Below are 17,101 nucleotides of genomic sequence, written 5' to 3' on the forward strand. Positions count from 1 at the left end.
CGCGCGACCGCTGCGCCTGCCGACGCCGCCACCCCCGATCCGCCGACGCAACCGGCTCGCGTCCGCCGCACCGGAAGGGCAGGATGCTGCCCGTAGGCCCCTGGGGAACTCCGGACGGAGACATGGATGACCGGCACACCCGCACCCTTCACCGCCGACGACTACGCGGCGCGGATGCGGCGCGCGGCGCAGGCCGCCGCGGACGCCGGACTCGACGGAGTCCTGGTCGCACCCGGACCCGACCTGGTCTGGCTGACCGGGTACCGGCCCGTCGAGACCGAACGCCTCACCCTGCTCGTGCTCAGGCCGGGCCAGGACCCCGTCCTGGTCGTGCCCACCCTGGAGGCCCCCGACGCGGCAGCCGCCGCGGCGGCGAGCGCGCTGACGCTCCGCGACTGGACCGACGGCACCGACCCGTACGAGGCGGCCACCTCGCTCCTCGACCGCGCGGGCCGCTTCGGCGTCAGCGACAACGCGTGGGCCCTGCACCTGCTCGGCCTCCAGGAACGGCTGCCGGACACGCGCTACACCTCCCTCACCGAGTCCCTGCCGATGCTGCGCGCCGTCAAGGACGCCGCGGAGCTCGAACGGCTGGCCGCCGCCGGCGCGGCCGCGGACGCCACCTACGAGGAGATCGTCAAGGTCCCCTTCGCCGGTCGCAGGGAGACGGACGTCGCCGCCGACCTCGCCGACCTGCTCCGCCGGCACGGCCACTCCCAGGTCGACTTCACTGTCGTCGGCTCGGGCCCGAACGGCGCCAACCCGCACCACGAGGCGGGTGACCGGGTCATCGAGCACGGTGACATGGTCGTCCTCGACTTCGGCGGACTCAAGCACGGCTACGGCTCCGACACCTCCCGCACCGTGCACGTCGGCGAACCGGGCGAGGAGGAGCGCAGGGTGCACGACATCGTGCGCGCGGCCCAGGAGGCGGGCGTCCGGGCGGTGCGGCCGGGAGCCGCCTGCCAGGACGTCGACCGGGCGGCCCGCGCGGTCATCACCGACGCCGGATACGGGGACCGCTTCATCCACCGCACCGGCCACGGCATCGGTGTCACCACCCACGAACCGCCCTACATGATCGAGGGCGAGGAGCAGCCCCTCGTCCCGGGGATGTGCTTCTCCGTGGAGCCCGGCATCTACCTGCCCGGCCGGTTCGGGGTACGCATCGAGGACATCGTGACCGTCACCGGGGACGGCGGACGCCGCCTCAACACCACCGACCGCGACCTGATGATCGTCGGCTGACCGGGCGCCGGCAGCCCCCACCACGTCCCGAACGGCGATGGCGCGACCATGACCCAGGCACCGACACCGACCGCGGACACCGTCCGCCGGCTGGTCCGCTCACTGCTCGCCGACGGCGGCAAGGCCGACGCGGGGCCGGGCGTCCGGCCCGTCACCGACGACGGCGGACACCGCACCTGGTGGGTCGGCACCCGCCATGTGCTGCGGCTCGCCCCCGACCGCGAGGCCGCCGCCCGGCAGCGCCGCGAGCTGCGGCTGCGCGATCTCGTACGGCCGCACATCCCGGTCCCGGTGCCGGTGAGCGTCGCGCACGGCGAATGGCCCGACGACGGCCTGACCTACACGCTCGACGCCAGGCTGCCCGGCGGCAGTGCCGAGGAGCAGGCCGTGTCGGCGGTCGGCGAGGCGGATCTGGCGGGGCTGCTGACAGGCCTGCGCGAAGTCCCCGTACGGCAGGCCGAGACACTCGGCGTCCCGCGCGAGGCGCCGCGCTCCCTGGAGACACTGCGCGCCGCGGCCGGGGAAGCCGCCCGGGACCTCGCCGCCGCCGACGAGTTCGACCCAGCCCGGCTCGCCCGGTTCCCGGCGCCCGCCGCGGCCCAGCTCGGGGCACAGTCCGGCGCCGCGGTCCTCGTCAACCACGGGCTCCGGGGCGAGCATCTCGTAGTCAGCGGCGACGGGCGGGTACGCGGTGTCCTCGGCTGGACGGGCGCGGTAGTCGGCGACCCCGCCGAGGACATCGCCGGGCTCGCCGTCGCCGTCGGCGCCCCCGCGGCCGTGCGCGCCGCGACACTCGCCGGGTACGGGGCGCGTCCCTGTCTGCGCGGCCTGTGGCTGGCCCGCTGCGACACCGTGGTGCGCCTCGCCGGGCGGCTCCGGGGCCCCGGAGAGGGAAGCCTGCCGCTCCTGCGCACCCGGCTCCGCCGCGCCTGGGAGCCGATCCTCCTGGAGCGCGTCAGCGACCTGGGCGGCGGGGCGGACGAGGGGTCCTGAGCGGGCCGGGGCGGCGGAGGCCGTCCCGGCCCGGACGAGGCACGCCCCTCGTCACGCCTGTGTCAGCACCACGCACGACTCGCCCGGCAGGCTCAGCAGCCCGTCGCTGCCCGGGGTCGCGACCGGCTCCCACGCGGCCAGTACCCGTGCGCGCCGCAGACCCAGCGGAATCACCGCCGGCTCCTTGCCCAGGTTCACGGCCACCCGCACGTCGCCGCGTCCGAGGGCGAGCCAGCGGGCGTCCTCGTCGTAGGCGACCTTGACCGCCGCGAGGCCGGGGTCGGAGAGGTCGGCGTGGCGGCGGCGCAGGGCGATCAGGTCGCGGTACCAGGCCAGTACGCGCGTGTGCACCGCGTTGGCCGGCTCCGGCGCGAGCTCGGACCAGTCGAGGCAGGAGCGCTCCCGGGTCACCGGGTCCTGCGGGTCGGGCACGTCCTCCTCCGCCCAGCCGTGCGCCGCGAACTCACGGCGCCTGCCGCGGCGTACGGCGTCCGCCAGCTCGGGATCCGTGTGGTCGGTGAAGAACTGCCAGGGAGTGCCGGCCGCCCACTCCTCACCCATGAACAGCATCGGCGTCATCGGGCCGGTGAGCGTCAGCGTGGCGCCGCAGGCCAGCAGCCCGGGGGAGAGGGAGGCGGAGAGCCGGTCTCCGACGGCGCGGTTGCCGATCTGGTCGTGGGTCTGGGAGTAGCCCAGCAGGCGGTGCGCCGACACGCGCGTACGGTCCAGCGGACGGCCGTGCCGGCGGCCCCGGAAGCTCGAGTACGTACCGTCGTGGAAGAAACCCGCCGTGAGCGTCTTGGCGAGTGCCGCGAGCGGGGCCCGCGCGAAGTCAGCGTAGTAGCCCTGGCCCTCACCGGTCAGGGTCGTGTGCAGGGCGTGGTGGAAGTCGTCGTTCCACTGGGCGTGCAGCCCGAGGCCGCCCTCCTTGCGGGGGCGGACGAGCCGCGGATCGTTCAGGTCCGACTCCGCGATCAGGAACAGCGGCCGGCCGAGATCGGCGGCCAGTTCGTCGACGGCCGCCGACAGCTCCTCGAGGAAGTGCAGCGCCCGCGTGTCGGCCAGCGCGTGCACCGCGTCCAGGCGCAGCCCGTCGAGGCGGTAGTCCCGCAGCCAGGCCAGCGCGCTGCCGATGAGGAACGCGCGCACGTCGTCCGAGCCGGGCGCGTCCAGGTTGACGGCGGAGCCCCAGGGCGTCTGATGGGTGTCCGTGAAGTACGGCCCGAACGCCGGGAGGTGGTTGCCGGACGGGCCCAGGTGGTTGTGCACCACGTCGAGGACGACGCCGAGACCCAGCTCGTGGGCCCGGTCGACGAACCTCTTCAGTGCCTCGGGCCCGCCGTACGGCTCGTGCACGGCCCACAGCGAGACCCCCTCGTACCCCCAGCCGTGCCGGCCGGGGAACGGACAGAGCGGCATCAGCTCTACGTGCGTGACGCCCAGTTCCGCCAGGTGCCCCAGCCGCTCGGCGGCCGCGTCCAGCGTGCCCTCGCGCGTGTACGTCCCCACGTGCAGCTCGTACAGCACCGCGCCCGGCAGGCCGCGTCCCGGCCACGCCTGGCGCCACGCGTACCGCCCCTGGTCGACGACCGCGCTCAGCCCGTCGGGGCCGTCCGGCTGGCGCCGTGAGCGCGGGTCGGGCAGTACGGGCCCGTCGTCCACGGCGAACCCGTACCGCGTCCCGTCCTGCGCGTCGGCCTCTCCCGTCCACCATCCGGCCCGGTCCGGATCGCGCCCCAACGCGTGCGTGGAGTCGCCGCACCGGAGCGTGACCCGGTCGGCCTGTGGTGCCCACACCTCGAACTGCACGGACGGTTCTCCCTCGTCTGCTCAGCGTGACGTCGCCCGTCCATGGTGCGTCACGCGAGATCAATTCGCTTTTGAATCGACCCTTTTGCCGCGCCGGACGACTCCGTCGGACGCTGTGGTCCTTCCCCGTTTTCTGGACACTCCGCGCATGCTGTCCGACAATCACCTCCGTGACGTCGTCCTTCGAGTTCCACACGTACCCCGCGCGGCCCTCGGACGCCGAGCGCGACAGCGCGCTGAAGGTGCTCCGTGACGGCGTCGCCCTCGGGCGTCTCTCGCACGACACGTTCATCCGGCGCATGGAACTGGCGCTCGCCGCCCGGCGTTCCGAGGAACTCGCCGTGCTCACCGCCGACCTGTCGACGGAGAGCCGCTGGTCGCGCCTGGTGTTCGGCACCGTCGAGGCGGTCTCCGGCTTCTCCGTGCGGCTGCGCAGGGCCTGGCAGGCCGAGCGGCTTCCGAAGCTCCAGCTGCCGCAGGGCAGAAGCGGTTACCCGCTGCGCATCGGCCGGGACCCGGCCAGCGGCCTGCGGCTCAACCACGAGACGGTCTCCCGCGTGCACGCCGAACTGAGCCGCCAGAGCGGGCTGTGGGTGCTGCGCGACCTCGGCTCGACCAACGGCACGACGGTGAACGGGCGGCGCGTGATCGGCGCGGCCGTGGTGCGGGACGGCGACCAGGTCGCCTTCGGACGGATGGCGTTCAAGCTCGCGTCGGAGTGATGCAGCCGACGAACTCCGGCCCGCGCGAAGGGACATGACCCGCTCCCGCTCGCGGCTCCCGGTGTGTCCCTCGGGTTCCGCGTGCTCCCGTGGTGACGGGAGAGCGGTACGGGATGCGCGTGCCGCCCTCGCTCAGCCCGTCCGTCGGCGGGCGTGGCGGGCCGCCGCGACGACCGTGCGGGACTGGTGCTCGACCTGGTGCTCGAGCGGCACCCAGCGGGCGCGGAAACGGGCGGCGAAGGCCTCGCTCCAGGTGGTGACGAGCCGTTCGAGGCGAGGGGCCGCGCGGTCGTCGGACTCCCGCAGGACCCGCAGCAGCATCGCCGCCGCCCGCAGGGGCAGGCGCCGGCCGAACGCGTCGACACTGCCGACGTACGCGACGGTGGTGTCCGGCAACGGCTCGCCGGCCCAGTCGCCGGCCAGCCCCGGCACCAGCTCCAGTGCCCACTGCGCGGCCCGCAGCAGCGGTCCTTCGGGACCCGGCAGCCGCGGCAGCGCCTCCGCGAGGATCCGCTGCACCTCGGACGCGTCCCGCTCCAGCCTGCGTGCCAGGTGCCGCAGCGCCGCCGCCGGGGCGGGATGGGGCGCCGGATCGTCCACGAGGTCGCTCGCCCACATCGGCACCTCGACCACGGCGGTCAGACCGCCGTACCGGTGGGCGTGGTACCAGGTGCTGTGGCGTGGGTCGTCGGGCATGCTCGGATACGCCGCGTACGAGCCGGGGGCCGGCATCACGTGGACGCCCGGCCCCGACGCCGGCCAGCCGGCCGCGTCCGAGGGGCCCGTCTCGACCGGGATGTGCAGCTCGGCCGCGGACTTCGCGAACGGTTCCGCGAGTCCCGGGACGTCCTTGGTCAACTGCACCCAGCTGCCGCCCAGATCGGTTCCGTGCAGGGTCACCTGGAGGTAGGGCCGCAGTTCGTCGATGACCCCGAGGAGCGCCCGTGTCTCGGGCGGCAGCCGGTCGGGCGGCAGCACCGACGGGGACCACTCGGGCTGCTCGGGCCCGGCGGGACGGAAGAAACCGAGGTGGTAGTCGAGCAGGGTGCGGGGCGCCGGCGCCATGTGCAGACTCGCGCCGTCCGGGTCCGCGCAGAGCAGGAAGTGCCACGAGGTGTCGGCCCGCAACTTGCGTTCCAGCAGGACACGTTCGGCCAGGGACAGCAGCGTGGAACCTCCGGTCTGCTCGTTCGCGTGGGCTCCCGCGACCACGAGCACCGCCCGGGAGGCGGGACCGACGGACAGCAGGTGCAGCGCCCGGCCCGCGCGCGAGACACCGACCTGCCTGAGCGTGCACAGTCCCGGCCGGCGGTCCGCCAGCGCCCGGGCCGACGAGAAGATCTCGGACACACTGAGGTAGCGCAGCTCCGGCAGTGGACTCACCCCCGACGTGTCCCGTCCGGCGTCGCCTTCGCAGTACTCCACGGACTGGGTGACGTGTCAAGCAAACGCCCGGGCGGCTCCGCGGGGCACCGAGCCGCCCGGACAGGGGTACGGACGGCGACGCCGGGCCATGCGCCTGCCGCCGGGCGCCGGATCTCCGCCTCGCCTCCGCGGGTCTGCCCCGCCCTCGGGGCCGCCTCAGCCGACCTCCGGCACCCGTTCGAGCAGTGCCACCGGCAGTTCCGCGAACAGCTCCCGCACGCTCGTGTGCCCCGCGAACTCCCGTCCCGGAGCCAGCACATCGGTCCACCGTCCCGGCGGAAGCTCCAGCCGGGTGTCCTGCCAGCCGCCCGCCTCCGCCAGCCGCAGCGACAGCCGCGTGACCGCGGTGAGCACCTCTCCGGAACGTACGAAGGCGAGGCAGTGCGCCGCCGCCGGGCCCGCCGCGGCGAGGGGCGCGTACGTCGCGGCCCCGCCGAACACCTCGGGGCGCCGCCGCCGCAGCCGCAGGGCGGCCGTGGTGAGCGCCGTCCTGGCCGAGGGGTGCTCCTGCGGCGCGAACGGACGGCGGTTGTCCGGGTCGACCAGGGCGCGGTACTCACCCTCCGTGCCCTGGTAGACGTCCGGCACGCCCGGCATCGTCAGGTGGACCAGGGCCGCCCCCAGGGCGTTCGCCCGGACGTGCGGCTCGACGCCGGCCCGGAAGTCGTGCACGAGCCGCCCGGGAGCCCCGCACGGGCCCTCCGCGACGAACGCGGTCACCGTCTCCTCGTACGCCGGATCCTGCTCGGTCCACGTGGTGTGCAGCCCCGCTTCCCTGACGTGCTTCAGCAGCGCCCCCTGGACCCGCTCCTCGTCCGCCGGGCCGAGCCCGAACACCGTCTGCCAGGCGGCCCACGCCAGCAGGGGGTCGGGCCCGGCGTCCGGTCCGGGGCGGGTCACCTCGGCCAGGACGTCGTCCCAGCGCCCGGGGCACTCGGTGAGCACGGCGACGGCCGCGCGCACGTCGGCGCTGCGCTTCGTGTCGTGCGTCGACAGCACGGTCCCCGTGGCGGGCCAGTCGCGCTGCACGCGCGCGCAGTAGGCGTGGAACTCCTCCGGGGACACCGACGGCTTCCCCGGGTTCCCGCCGACCTCGTTCGCCGACAGGAGCGGCACATGGCGGTAGAACGCCGTGTCCTCCATGGACTTGGCGCGCAGCGCGGACGAGGTCTGCGCGAACCGGGCACGGAACTCCGCGTGCTCCGGCCCGTCACCGGCCCGCCCGAGCACCAGGTCCCGTACGACGTCCACGGCCCGCGCCTCCTCGGGCACCGTGAACGCACTGCGGGCCTCGGCCGCGGCCTCCTCGGTGACGACGGAGGCGGCGTCCCCTGAGGCGTACGGCCGGTAGACCTCGAGACGGACGAGGAGCTCGCGCAGCGCGGTGCGCAGCGCCCAGGGCGCGCGGTCGCGCAGCCGGGGCTCGGAGGAGGTCGCGCACAGCCGGTCCGCCGCGCGGGTGAGGCGCTCGACCTCGGTGGCCAGTTCGTGGGTGACGACCTCGTGGGCGGCGCGCCGCACGGTGGCCTCCCAGCGGCCGCCCCGATCGTCCTCGGGGGCCGCGAACCGGCGGAACCGGCCGAGGAGGTCCGTCGCGCCCGCCGGGTCCGCGAAGAGGCCGTCCACGTGGCGCAGGGCGTCGTATCCGGTGGTGCCGGCCACCGGCCAGGGCGCCGGCAGCGGTTCGCCGTCGGCCAGGATCTTCTCGACCACCGTCCAGCGGCCGCCGGTCGCCTCGTGCAGGCGGCGCAGGTAGCCGTCGGGGTCGGCGAGGCCGTCGGGGTGGTCGACGCGCAGGCCGTCGATCACGCCCTCGTGGAGCAGCGCCAGGATCTTCCCGTGGGTCGCGGTGAACACCTCCGGATCCTCCACGCGCACCCCGATGAGCTCCGAGATGCTGAAGAAGCGCCGGTAGTTGAGTTCGGTCCGGGCGAGCCGCCACCACGCGAGGCGGTACCACTGCGCGTCGAGCAGCTGTGGCAGCGGCAGGTCCGCGGTGCCTTCGCGCAGCGGGAACTCGTGGTCGTAGTAGCGCAGCACGTCACCGTCGGCCTTCAGCCGCTCGATCTCGTCGCCGAGCGGTGCTCCGAGCACCGGGAGCAGCAGCCGGCCGTCCTGGGCCCGCCAGTCGATGTCGAACCAGCGTGCGTAGGGCGAGTCGGGGCCCTCGCGGAGCACCTCCCACAGGGGGCGGTTGTGGCGCGGGGCCGTCGCCATGTGGTTCGGCACGATGTCGACCACCAGCCCCAGGCCGTGCTCCCGCGCGGTACGGGACAGGGAGCGCAGCCCCTCCTCGCCGCCGAGTTCGGCCCGTACGCGCGCGTGATCCACAACGTCGTAGCCGTGCAGCGAGCCCGGGACGGCCTCCAGGACGGGGGAGAGGTGCAGATGGGAGACCCCGAGCGAGGCCACGTACGGCACGGCCGCCGCCGCGGCCGCGAAGGGGAACTCCGGCTGCAGCTGCAGCCGGTAGGTGGCCGTGGGTACCGTCACCGGGTCAGGACGCTCAGATGTCATGCAGACCTACGTACCCGCCGGGCCGCCCTTCGTGACATGGACTCACGCGGACGTACGCGCGCGGGTGGCCGGTTTCGAGCGGACGAGGGCGCGGCGATTGCTTCCGCAGGCGTCCGCGCCGCGTCCGGACGCGGTCGCCGCGCCCTTCGTCCGCCTGCCGTCGCGGGCGCGCGCCGGGGCCGTCGCCGGAAGCGGCCGCCCCGCCGTGACGGAGGGGCACGCACACGGCGGGCGTCCTCGCGGAACGCCCCGCCACGCGTGCGTGCCCCTCCGCCACACGCCCTAGGCGGGCCGCTGCAACACCGTCATGCTCCGGTCCACCAGGGTCAGCCGGTCACCGGCCTGGACCTTCTGGACGGTGCCCGGAGGCATCCCGTCGGCGCGTGCGGTGTCGACGATCACCTCCCACTGCCGTCCGTGGTCGACCGGGATCACGAACTCCAGCGTCTTCGGTGAGGCGTTGAACATCAGCAGGAACGAGTCGTCGGAGATCCGCTCCCCACGGGGGCCCGGCTCGGAGATCGCGTGACCGTTGAGGAACACGGTCAGCGCCCCCGCCTGCGCCGAGTCCCAGTCCCGCTGGGTCATCTCCTTGCCCTCCGGGGTGAACCAGGCGATGTCCGACAGGTCGTCGTGCGTGCCCTCCACCGGCCGCCCGTGGAAGAAGCGGCGGCGGCGGAAGACCGGATGGTCCCGGCGCAGCCACACCATCGCGCGCGTGAAGTCCAGCAGGGGGCTGCCGTCCTCCGGCCAGGGCACCCAGGACAGCTCGCTGTCCTGGCAGTAGCCGTTGTTGTTGCCACTCTGGGTGCGGGCGAACTCGTCCCCGTGACTGAGCATGGGAACACCCTGCGAGAGCATCAGGGTCGCCAGGAAGTTGCGCATCTGGCGGGCCCGCAGCTCCAGGACCTCCGGGTCGTCGGTCTCGCCCTCGGCCCCGCAGTTCCAGGACCGGTTGTGGCTCTCGCCGTCGCGGTTCTCCTCTCCGTTGGCGTCGTTGTGCTTCTCGTTGTACGAGACGAGGTCGTGCAGGGTGAAGCCGTCGTGACAGGTCACGAAGTTGATCGAGGCCAGGGGACGGCGGCCGTCGTCCTGGTAGAGGTCGGAGGAACCGGTCAGCCGGGAGGCGAACTCCGCGAGGGTGCGCGGCTCGCCCCGCCACATGTCCCGCACCGTGTCCCGGTACTTGCCGTTCCACTCCGTCCACAGCGGCGGGAAGTTGCCCACCTGGTAGCCGCCCTCGCCGACGTCCCACGGCTCGGCGATCAGCTTCACCTGGGAGACCACCGGGTCCTGCTGCACCAGGTCGAAGAACGACGACAGCCGGTCCACCTCGTGGAACTGGCGGGCCAGTGTCGCCGCGAGGTCGAAGCGGAAACCGTCGACGTGCATGTCGGTCACCCAGTAGCGCAGCGAGTCCATGATGAGTTGCAGGACGTGCGGGGAGCGCATGAGCAGGGAGTTGCCGGTCCCGGTGGTGTCCATGTAGTAGCGCGGATCATCGGTGAGCCGGTAGTAGGACGGGTTGTCGAGCCCCTTGAAGGACAGCGTGGGACCCAGGTGGTTGCCCTCGGCGGTGTGGTTGTAGACCACGTCGAGGATGACCTCGATCCCCGCCTCGTGCAGCGCCCGGACGGCCGACTTGAACTCCAGGACCTGCTGCCCGCGGTCGCCCCAGGACGCGTACGCGTTGTGCGGGGCGAAGAAGCCGATGGTGTTGTAGCCCCAGTAGTTGTTGAGGCCCATCTCGACGAGACGGTGGTCGTTCACGAACTGGTGGACGGGCATCAGCTCGAGGGCCGTGACCCCCAGTCCGGTCAGGTGTTCGATGATGGCCGGGTGGGCCAGCGCCGCGTAGGTGCCGCGCAGTTCGTCGGGCAGCGCCGGGTGCTTCATGGTGAGGCCCTTCACGTGGGCCTCGTAGAGCACCGTGTGGTGGTACTCCGTGCGGGGGCGCCGGTCGTCCCCCCAGTCGAAGTAGGGATTGACCACGACGGACGCCATCGTGTGCGGCGCCGAGTCGAGATCGTTTCTCCTGTCGGGCGCCCCGAAGTGATAGCCGTACACCTCCTCGCCCCATTTGATCTCCCCGCTGATCGCCTTCGCGTACGGGTCGAGCAGCAGCTTCGCGGAGTTGCAGCGCAGACCGCGCCCCGGTGCGTACGGGCCGTGCACGCGGAATCCGTAGCGCTGTCCCGGCATGATGCCGGGCAGATACGCGTGCCGTACGAACGCGTCGGTCTCTCGCAGCTCCACTGCTGTCTCCGAGCCGTCGTCGTGCAGCAGACACAGTTCGATCCGGTCGGCGGCCTCCGAGAAGACCGCGAAATTGGTGCCGGCGCCGTCGTACGTCGCGCCGAGTGGATACGCCTCTCCAGGCCAGACCTGCATGGATACGACTCTCCCAGTAGTGCTGTGCCCCGGGGGGCGACTCCGGGCCGAGTCTCCCCGAAAGTGATGGAACCTCCTAGGACTTACCTCCCTCTTACCCAATGACCAGGGCATACGCGTGATGCCCAACCAGTGGGGCTCGAAGGACTCCTAGCGACACAGGGGGAGTAGGGGGAGAATGTGCGCAAAATAGTGCACCGCCATCTCGGCAAGATGGTGGCCGGTGCGGCCATCGCGGTGGCCGGGACGGCGGCGATGGTCGCGGTGACCCTGCCGGGTTCGGCGGGGGCCGACGACTCGGACGCCGGCAAGGGGACGGGCCGGTCCTCCCAGCAGACCGGCGCGACGGCGCAGGGGGCGGCGCAAGGGGCGGCGCAGCCCGGCGTCGTCGAGCAGGCACCGGCGGAGGGCGACAAGGGCAAGGGGCGCGACCCGCTCACCGGGGACGAGATGAAGCGGGTGGAACAGCTCGCGCTGAACCGGCAACTGCTCTCCTCCTCCGAGAACGTCGAGGGCGAGCGCGGCCCGCAGCGCGTCGGCGTCAACCTCGCCGAACCCGAGGTGGACGAACTGGACGACCCGGGCGCGCCCCGCCGCGCCGAGGTGACGTTCTACGACTACAAGGACGACACGCTCGTCACCAGGACCGTCAACCTCGACACCGGCAAGGTGGAGCAGACGGGCACACAGCACGGTGTCCAGCCGCCCATCAGCCGCGACGAGATGACCGAGGCCGCCCAGCTGCTGATCGCCGACCCGCTCGGGGCGGGGCTGAAGGCCGACTACAAGGACGCCACCGGCAAGGAACTCACCTCGCCCGGTCAGCTGCTGCTGAACAGCATGGTCTACCGGGCGACTCCGGGTGCCCAGCCCGCCGTACTCGCCGACTGCGGCGACCACCGGTGCGTACGGCTCTTCCCGAAGGTCCGGAACGGGCCCTGGATCGACAGCCGTGACCTGGTCATCGATCTGAGCGCCCGCAAGGTCGGCAAGCTCGGCTGAGCCGTGGGGCGGCCGATGGCCGCCGAACGGCTCGCACCGGCCGACGGCCGACCGCCGTCCGGCCGCGGGCCGGCCCGTGCGGCCCGCCCGTCTTCCGTGCTCGTCTTTCGTGCTCTTTGCAAGGGAGTCACTTCTTCATGCGCGTCAACAGAATCAGCCGAGCCCGCAGCCGGGCGGCGGTGGGCCTCACGGCCGCCGCGCTCGCCGTGGGCCTGACGACGGCCGGGGGGCCGGCCGTCGCCCAGCCCAAGGCCGCCCCGACGGCCGCCGACTGCAGCGCGGCGTACAAGATCGAGCAGCAGCTCGCCACCGGCACCACCTGGCGGATGTGCTGGCACTACGAGAGCGAGGCCGGGCTCGTCCTGGAGAACATCTCCTACCAGCCCAAGGGCGAGGCCCAGCCGATCAAGGTCCTCACCAGCGCCAAGCTCGCCCAGATCCACGTGCCCTACGACGACGGCCGCGCCGAGTACAGCGACCTCACCGGCGCGGGCTTCGGCCAGGGCCTGGTGAACATGGCGCCCGGCGAGTGCCCCGGCGGCACCATCAAGACCGTCAAGGTCCCGGAGGCCTGGGACCCGGAGCACGCCAACGTCAACGGCCTGTGCACCACCACCCGTTCACGGGGACACGCCTACCGCATGCAGGGCGACACCGCGAACAAGGTCTGGCAGACCCAGGGCAAGGACCTGCTCGTCTACACCGTCAACCAGGTCGGCTGGTACGAGTACATCACCGAGTGGCGCTTCCAGGACGACGGCACCCTCCACATGAACGTGGGAGCCACCGGCAGCCTCTCTCCCGGTGACTACGACGCCGGTGACGGCCGCGGCTGGCCGCTCGGCAAGAACGCCACCTCGTACGCCACCAGCCACAGCCACAACGTCTTCTGGCGGCTCAACTTCGGCCTGGACGGCTCCCCCAAGAGCAAGGTCGAGCAGTACGACTCCGTCGTCACCCCGCCGGCGCGGGGCAACGAGGGGCCGACCAACAGGACGACCCGCACCAAGGTCACCAAGGAACTCGCGGGCAACGCCAAGAACATGCGCTGGTGGCGAGTCGTCAGCAACTCGGGCAAGAACAAGGACAACCACGCGCGTTCGTACGAGATCGTCCCCGGTGCCACCACCAAGTACCTGGGCCGTCCGTACACCAAGAGCGACATCTACTTCACCGAGTACAAGAAGTGCGAGCAGTTCGCCAGCGACAACCTGCGCAACTGCGGTACCGGGGGCGGCAAGTCCGTCGACAAGTGGGTCAACGGACAGACGCTCACTCACCCGGTCGTGTGGATGAACGTGGGCTTCCACCACGTCGCCCGGGACGAGGACCAGCAGCCCATGCCGGTCCACTGGCAGGGCTTCTCCATCGCCCCGCGCGACGTCACGGCTATGAATCCGCTCACTCCCGCGGACCTCGCCGACCAGAACGGGCGTCCTCGAGAAGGCAGTTGAGAAGCGACCTGTCCATCGGGCTGCACCGCCGACCGCTCCCGGAGTACCCTTCCTTGATCGTTCAGTAGGGGAGAGCTCGGGGGAGCGGAAGGCGGTGCACGGGTGGGCTCGGGAGGGCTGGAGCTGCCTCCTGGTGACGAGAGTCACGAGGGGAACTCCACAGAGGTCCCGCCCGGCGCGGTGTCCCTGGCACGGCCGATGGAGATGGGCTCCATCGGCCCGGAACTGGACTGGGGCGCCGACGCCTGGCGCGAGGTGCGTACCCGCGCCCAGCGAGCCGGCCGGGCCTACATCTGGCTGAATCTGGTCGAACAGCGGCTCCGCGCGGTCGTGGCCGCCGTGCTGCGCCCCATCTACGAACCCGTCCACGGTGACGACTGGGTGGTCGCGGCGGCCGGACCCGCGGGCCAGGAATGGGTGCAGCGCGCCGTCGCCGTACGCGAAGTGAGCCGCCGCAAGGGGTACTTGCTCGACCCGGCCGACGACAACGTCCTCAGCTTCCTGACACTGCCGCAGCTGCGCGAGCTGATGGTGCAGCACTGGCCCTGCTTCGAGCCCTACTTCGACGAGCGCCGGGACGTCGAACTCGCCCTGGACGAGCTGGAAGTCACCCGGAACGTGGTCTCGCGCAACCGGGCGCTGTCGGAGGCCGTGCTGGCCCAGGCCGAGCGCGCCTCGGCCCGGCTCCTGGAGATCCTCGGCGCCGGCGGCGACGTACCGTCCGCGCGCCGGCTGCCCGTCGACGCGGTGGAGAACCTGGTCGGCGACCGGTACGCCGACGTGGTCGGCGTGCACTCGGACCGGGTCAGGCTGCTGCGGCAGTTCCCCGCGGAGGACCTCTTCGGCGGCGCGCGCCGCCTCGACGCCATCGGCATCGGCCTGAACCTGCTGGTGCAGAACTTCTCCGGGCGGCGCCTCGTGCGGCTCGCCGAGACGGGCTGCCGGGTGCGGCTGCTGTTCCTGAACCCCGCCTCCAGCGCGGTGAAGCGCCGGGAGCGCGAACTCGGCATCAAGCGCGGCGAGCTGAGCCGCGCCGTGGAGACGAACATCCTGCACATGCGCCGGGTCCGCGCCCGGCTGCGCGATCCGGGCGCCTTCGAGATCCAGGTCTTCGACGAGACCCCGCGCTTCACCGCGTACCTGGTGGACGGCGACGGCTCCGACGGTGTCGCCGTGGTGCAGTCCTATCTGCGCCGGACGCGCGGCATGGAGGCCCCGGTCCTGGTGCTGCGCGGCGGAGGACGTGTGCTCAAACCGGGCGACACCACCGAAGAGGGGCTTTTCCCCACGTACCGTGAGGAGTTCGAGGTCGCCTGGGCGGACTCCCGGCCGGTGTCCTGAAGGCGGTGCGGTCCGGTGGGGCGAAGGCTCCGTGAGGCTTCGGTGCCGCGGCCCGATCCGGTGGTTCGCGCCCCCGGCGTCCCGGGCAAGCGGAATGCGGTCCTCGCGTTGTCAGTGGCCCGTGCGATCGTGGGGACCACTGGGGGAAAGCACCACGAAGAAGGGGGGCCGCCCATGGGCTGGCACCGGGAGCTGCTGATCGGCTTCGACCTGGAGACGACCGGGACGGACCCGCGCGAGGCGCGCATCGTCACCGGAGCCGTGATCGAGGTCAGGGGCGGGGAGCCGGTCGGACGCCGCGAGTGGCTGGCCGATCCGGGCGTCGAGATCCCCGCGGACGCGGTGGCGGTCCACGGCATCAGCAACGAGCGCGCGGCAGCCGAGGGCCGGCCGGCCGACCAGGTCGCCGACTCCATCGCGGCCGTCCTCGTCGGCTACTGGCAGGTGGGCGTCCCGGTCGTCGCGTACAACGCGACGTTCGACCTGACGCTGCTCTCCGCCGAGCTGCGGCGGTACGGGCTGCCGTCGCTGCGCGACCGACTCGGTGGCAGGGACCCCGCCCCCGTCATCGACCCGTACACCATCGACCGCTCCGTGGACCGCTATCGCCGCGGCAAGCGGAATCTGGAGGCGGTGTGCACGGAGTACGGGGTCGCGCTCGACTCCGCCCACGACGCGCTGGCGGACGCGCTCGCCGCGGCCCGGCTCGCCTCCGCGATAGCCGGCCGCCACCCGAAGGTCGCGTCCCTCGGCCCGGCGGAGCTGCACCGCCGTCAGATCGAGTGGTACGCCGAGTGGGCGGCGGACTTCCAGAGCTTCCTGCGGCGCAAGGGGGACGAGGCGGCCGTGGTGGACGGCACGTGGCCGGTCCGGGACCTGGCGGACGAACGCGTCTGAGACGCCTCGGCCGCGGCCCCGGCGGACCGGCGTCCGCGCACACCTCGCCGCCCGGCAGCCACCCGCCGGAACGTCCGCCCGGCAGCCATCCGCCGGAACGTCCGCCCGGCAGCCATCCGCCGGAACGTCCGCCCGGCAGCCGTCCGCCCGAACGGCCGTCGCCGTCCGCCCCGCGTACGGGGCCCCGGGCATCCGTCGCATGCCCGGCTGACGGGCAGCCGCCCCTCCGCCCGCGACCGGCATCCACCGCAGCCGTTGCGTCACCCCGGACCGGAGCCCGCGGGATGTCGTGCCGGCGCCGTGGTGAGCGCTGTGCCGTCCCGTGTACCGTCCCGCGTGCCCCGCTCGCCCGGCGTCTCGGGAGGGCGGCGGGCGCCGGCCGCGCGGTGGGCCTCGGGCGATCGGTGGCCCCGCTCCACCGCCTGACCCCAGTACGTCCCGGCGACCATCAGCGCCGCGCCGAGACCGGTCAGCGGGGTGAAGTGCTCACCGGCGAGACCGATACCGACCGCGGCCGCCCAGACCGGCTCGGTGCCCAGCAGCAGGCTGGCCCGGCTCGCCGAGGTCCGCTGGACGGCCCACGTCTGGGCAAGGAAGGCGAACACACTGCAGAACAGCGAGAGATACAGCAGCTGGGCCCAGCCCGCTGCCCCGACCCGGGTCAGGGCGGGCAGACCGCTCGCGGCGGGCAGCAGGAACACCCCCGTCCCCACGAGGGTCTGCACGGTGGTCAGCCGCAGCGGACGGATCGCGCGGCCGGCGATGAGCCGTCCGACGAGCGCGACGTGCACCGCCCGCACCAGCGCCGCGAGGAGCATCAGCAGATCACCGAGGCGCGGAGCGTGGAAGCCGTTGCCCGACATGAGCAGCCCGACGGCCAGCAGGCACACCCCGGCGGCGGCGTAGAAGGACGGCGGCAGCCCGCCGCGGTCCAGGAGCGGGGTGAGCACGATGGTGAGGCTGATGATCAGCCCCGCGTTGGCGGCGCTCGTGTGCGCGACGCCGTACGTCTCGACGACCAGGACGGCGGCCTGGGTGATCCCCAGCGGCACGCCGACGCGGATCTCGTCGCGGGTCCACCCCCCGGACTTCCGGTCGGCGGCGACCAGGCCGAGGCAGGCGAGCGCGGAGAGCGCGTACCTCGCGAAGAGCACCACGAGGACGGGCAGGACGGCGGTGGCCGTCCGGGCCGAGAGATAGCTGGAACCCCAGACGAGCGCGACCAGGAGAAGTACCGCATCGGTACGGCGGGAATCAGGCACGCGCCCACCCTGCCCCGACCTGTCGCTGAAGCCCAGAGCC

The 17,101-nt window shown here is 73.0% G+C and carries 12 protein-coding genes; 7 read left to right on the top strand and 5 right to left on the bottom strand.

What is annotated here, in order from left to right:
- Positions 1–126: 126 nt before the first annotated feature.
- Both ACFYP4_RS01815 and ACFYP4_RS01820 read left to right on the top strand, forming a co-directional pair.
- Entirely contained in the window at positions 127–1,248 is a 1,122-nt protein-coding gene (locus ACFYP4_RS01815; RefSeq protein WP_358853833.1) for an aminopeptidase P family protein, read from the top strand.
- Positions 1,249–1,296: 48 nt separating this feature from the next.
- Entirely contained in the window at positions 1,297–2,241 is a 945-nt protein-coding gene (locus ACFYP4_RS01820; protein ID WP_388781706.1) for an aminoglycoside phosphotransferase family protein, read from the top strand.
- Positions 2,242–2,292: 51 nt separating this feature from the next.
- On the opposite strand, the gene treZ is transcribed toward ACFYP4_RS01820, so the two are convergent.
- Positions 2,293–4,050: a malto-oligosyltrehalose trehalohydrolase gene (treZ, locus tag ACFYP4_RS01825; RefSeq protein ID WP_358853831.1), complete on the bottom strand. Its 1,758-nt coding sequence runs from the start codon at positions 4,048–4,050 to the stop codon at positions 2,293–2,295.
- Between the two features lie 170 nt (positions 4,051–4,220).
- On the opposite strand from treZ, the gene ACFYP4_RS01830 reads away from it, so the two are divergent.
- Positions 4,221–4,772: a DUF1707 and FHA domain-containing protein gene (locus tag ACFYP4_RS01830; protein WP_358853830.1), complete on the top strand. Its 552-nt coding sequence runs from the start codon at positions 4,221–4,223 to the stop codon at positions 4,770–4,772.
- 132 nt (positions 4,773–4,904) lie between these two features.
- On the opposite strand, the gene ACFYP4_RS01835 is transcribed toward ACFYP4_RS01830, so the two are convergent.
- The 3 genes from ACFYP4_RS01835 to glgX form a co-directional block, all read right to left on the bottom strand.
- A complete protein-coding gene (locus ACFYP4_RS01835; protein ID WP_388781709.1) occupies positions 4,905–6,155 on the bottom strand; it encodes a M14 family zinc carboxypeptidase in 1,251 nt (416 codons plus the stop codon).
- A 198-nt stretch (positions 6,156–6,353) separates the two neighbouring features.
- Complete coding sequence (treY, locus tag ACFYP4_RS01840) at positions 6,354–8,714, bottom strand: malto-oligosyltrehalose synthase (protein ID WP_358853828.1); 2,361 nt, start codon at positions 8,712–8,714, stop codon at positions 6,354–6,356.
- Between the two features lie 282 nt (positions 8,715–8,996).
- Positions 8,997–11,105 (bottom strand): glycogen debranching protein GlgX, encoded by a 2,109-nt coding sequence (glgX, locus tag ACFYP4_RS01845; RefSeq protein WP_358853827.1) that lies wholly within the window; start codon positions 11,103–11,105, stop codon positions 8,997–8,999.
- Between the two features lie 180 nt (positions 11,106–11,285).
- On the opposite strand from glgX, the gene ACFYP4_RS01850 reads away from it, so the two are divergent.
- The 4 genes from ACFYP4_RS01850 to ACFYP4_RS01865 all read left to right on the top strand — a co-directional run bounded on the left by ACFYP4_RS01850 (position 11,286) and on the right by ACFYP4_RS01865 (position 15,799).
- Positions 11,286–12,107, top strand: a complete 822-nt coding sequence (locus tag ACFYP4_RS01850) for a Tat pathway signal sequence domain protein (protein ID WP_358853826.1) — start codon at positions 11,286–11,288, stop codon at positions 12,105–12,107.
- Positions 12,108–12,244: 137 nt separating this feature from the next.
- On the top strand, positions 12,245–13,561 hold the full coding sequence (locus ACFYP4_RS01855; protein ID WP_358853825.1) for a copper amine oxidase: 1,317 nt from the start codon (positions 12,245–12,247) through the stop codon (positions 13,559–13,561).
- 102 nt (positions 13,562–13,663) lie between these two features.
- Positions 13,664–14,902, top strand: a complete 1,239-nt coding sequence (locus ACFYP4_RS01860) for an SAV2148 family HEPN domain-containing protein (protein WP_358853824.1) — start codon at positions 13,664–13,666, stop codon at positions 14,900–14,902.
- Positions 14,903–15,076: 174 nt separating this feature from the next.
- A complete protein-coding gene (locus ACFYP4_RS01865; protein ID WP_358853823.1) occupies positions 15,077–15,799 on the top strand; it encodes a 3'-5' exonuclease in 723 nt (240 codons plus the stop codon).
- 260 nt (positions 15,800–16,059) lie between these two features.
- Here the strand turns inward: ACFYP4_RS01865 and ACFYP4_RS01870 are convergent, their stop codons facing one another.
- Positions 16,060–17,061 (bottom strand): DMT family transporter, encoded by a 1,002-nt coding sequence (locus ACFYP4_RS01870; protein ID WP_388781714.1) that lies wholly within the window; start codon positions 17,059–17,061, stop codon positions 16,060–16,062.
- Positions 17,062–17,101: the final 40 nt, after the last annotated feature.

Source organism: Streptomyces sp. NPDC005551, assembly GCF_042871785.1.
GTDB lineage: Bacteria > Actinomycetota > Actinomycetes > Streptomycetales > Streptomycetaceae > Streptomyces.

Bases quoted from the DNA above. Each gene is read 5' to 3' on its own strand.
- ACFYP4_RS01815 (WP_358853833.1), top strand. From the start codon at position 127: ATGACCGGCACACCCGCACCCTTCACCGCCGACGACTACGCGGCGCGG.
- ACFYP4_RS01820 (WP_388781706.1), top strand. From the start codon at position 1,297: ATGACCCAGGCACCGACACCGACCGCGGACACCGTCCGCCGGCTGGTC.
- treY (WP_358853828.1), bottom strand. From the start codon at position 8,714: ATGACATCTGAGCGTCCTGACCCGGTGACGGTACCCACGGCCACCTAC.
- glgX (WP_358853827.1), bottom strand. From the start codon at position 11,105: ATGCAGGTCTGGCCTGGAGAGGCGTATCCACTCGGCGCGACGTACGAC.
- ACFYP4_RS01855 (WP_358853825.1), top strand. From the start codon at position 12,245: ATGCGCGTCAACAGAATCAGCCGAGCCCGCAGCCGGGCGGCGGTGGGC.
- ACFYP4_RS01865 (WP_358853823.1), top strand. From the start codon at position 15,077: ATGGGCTGGCACCGGGAGCTGCTGATCGGCTTCGACCTGGAGACGACC.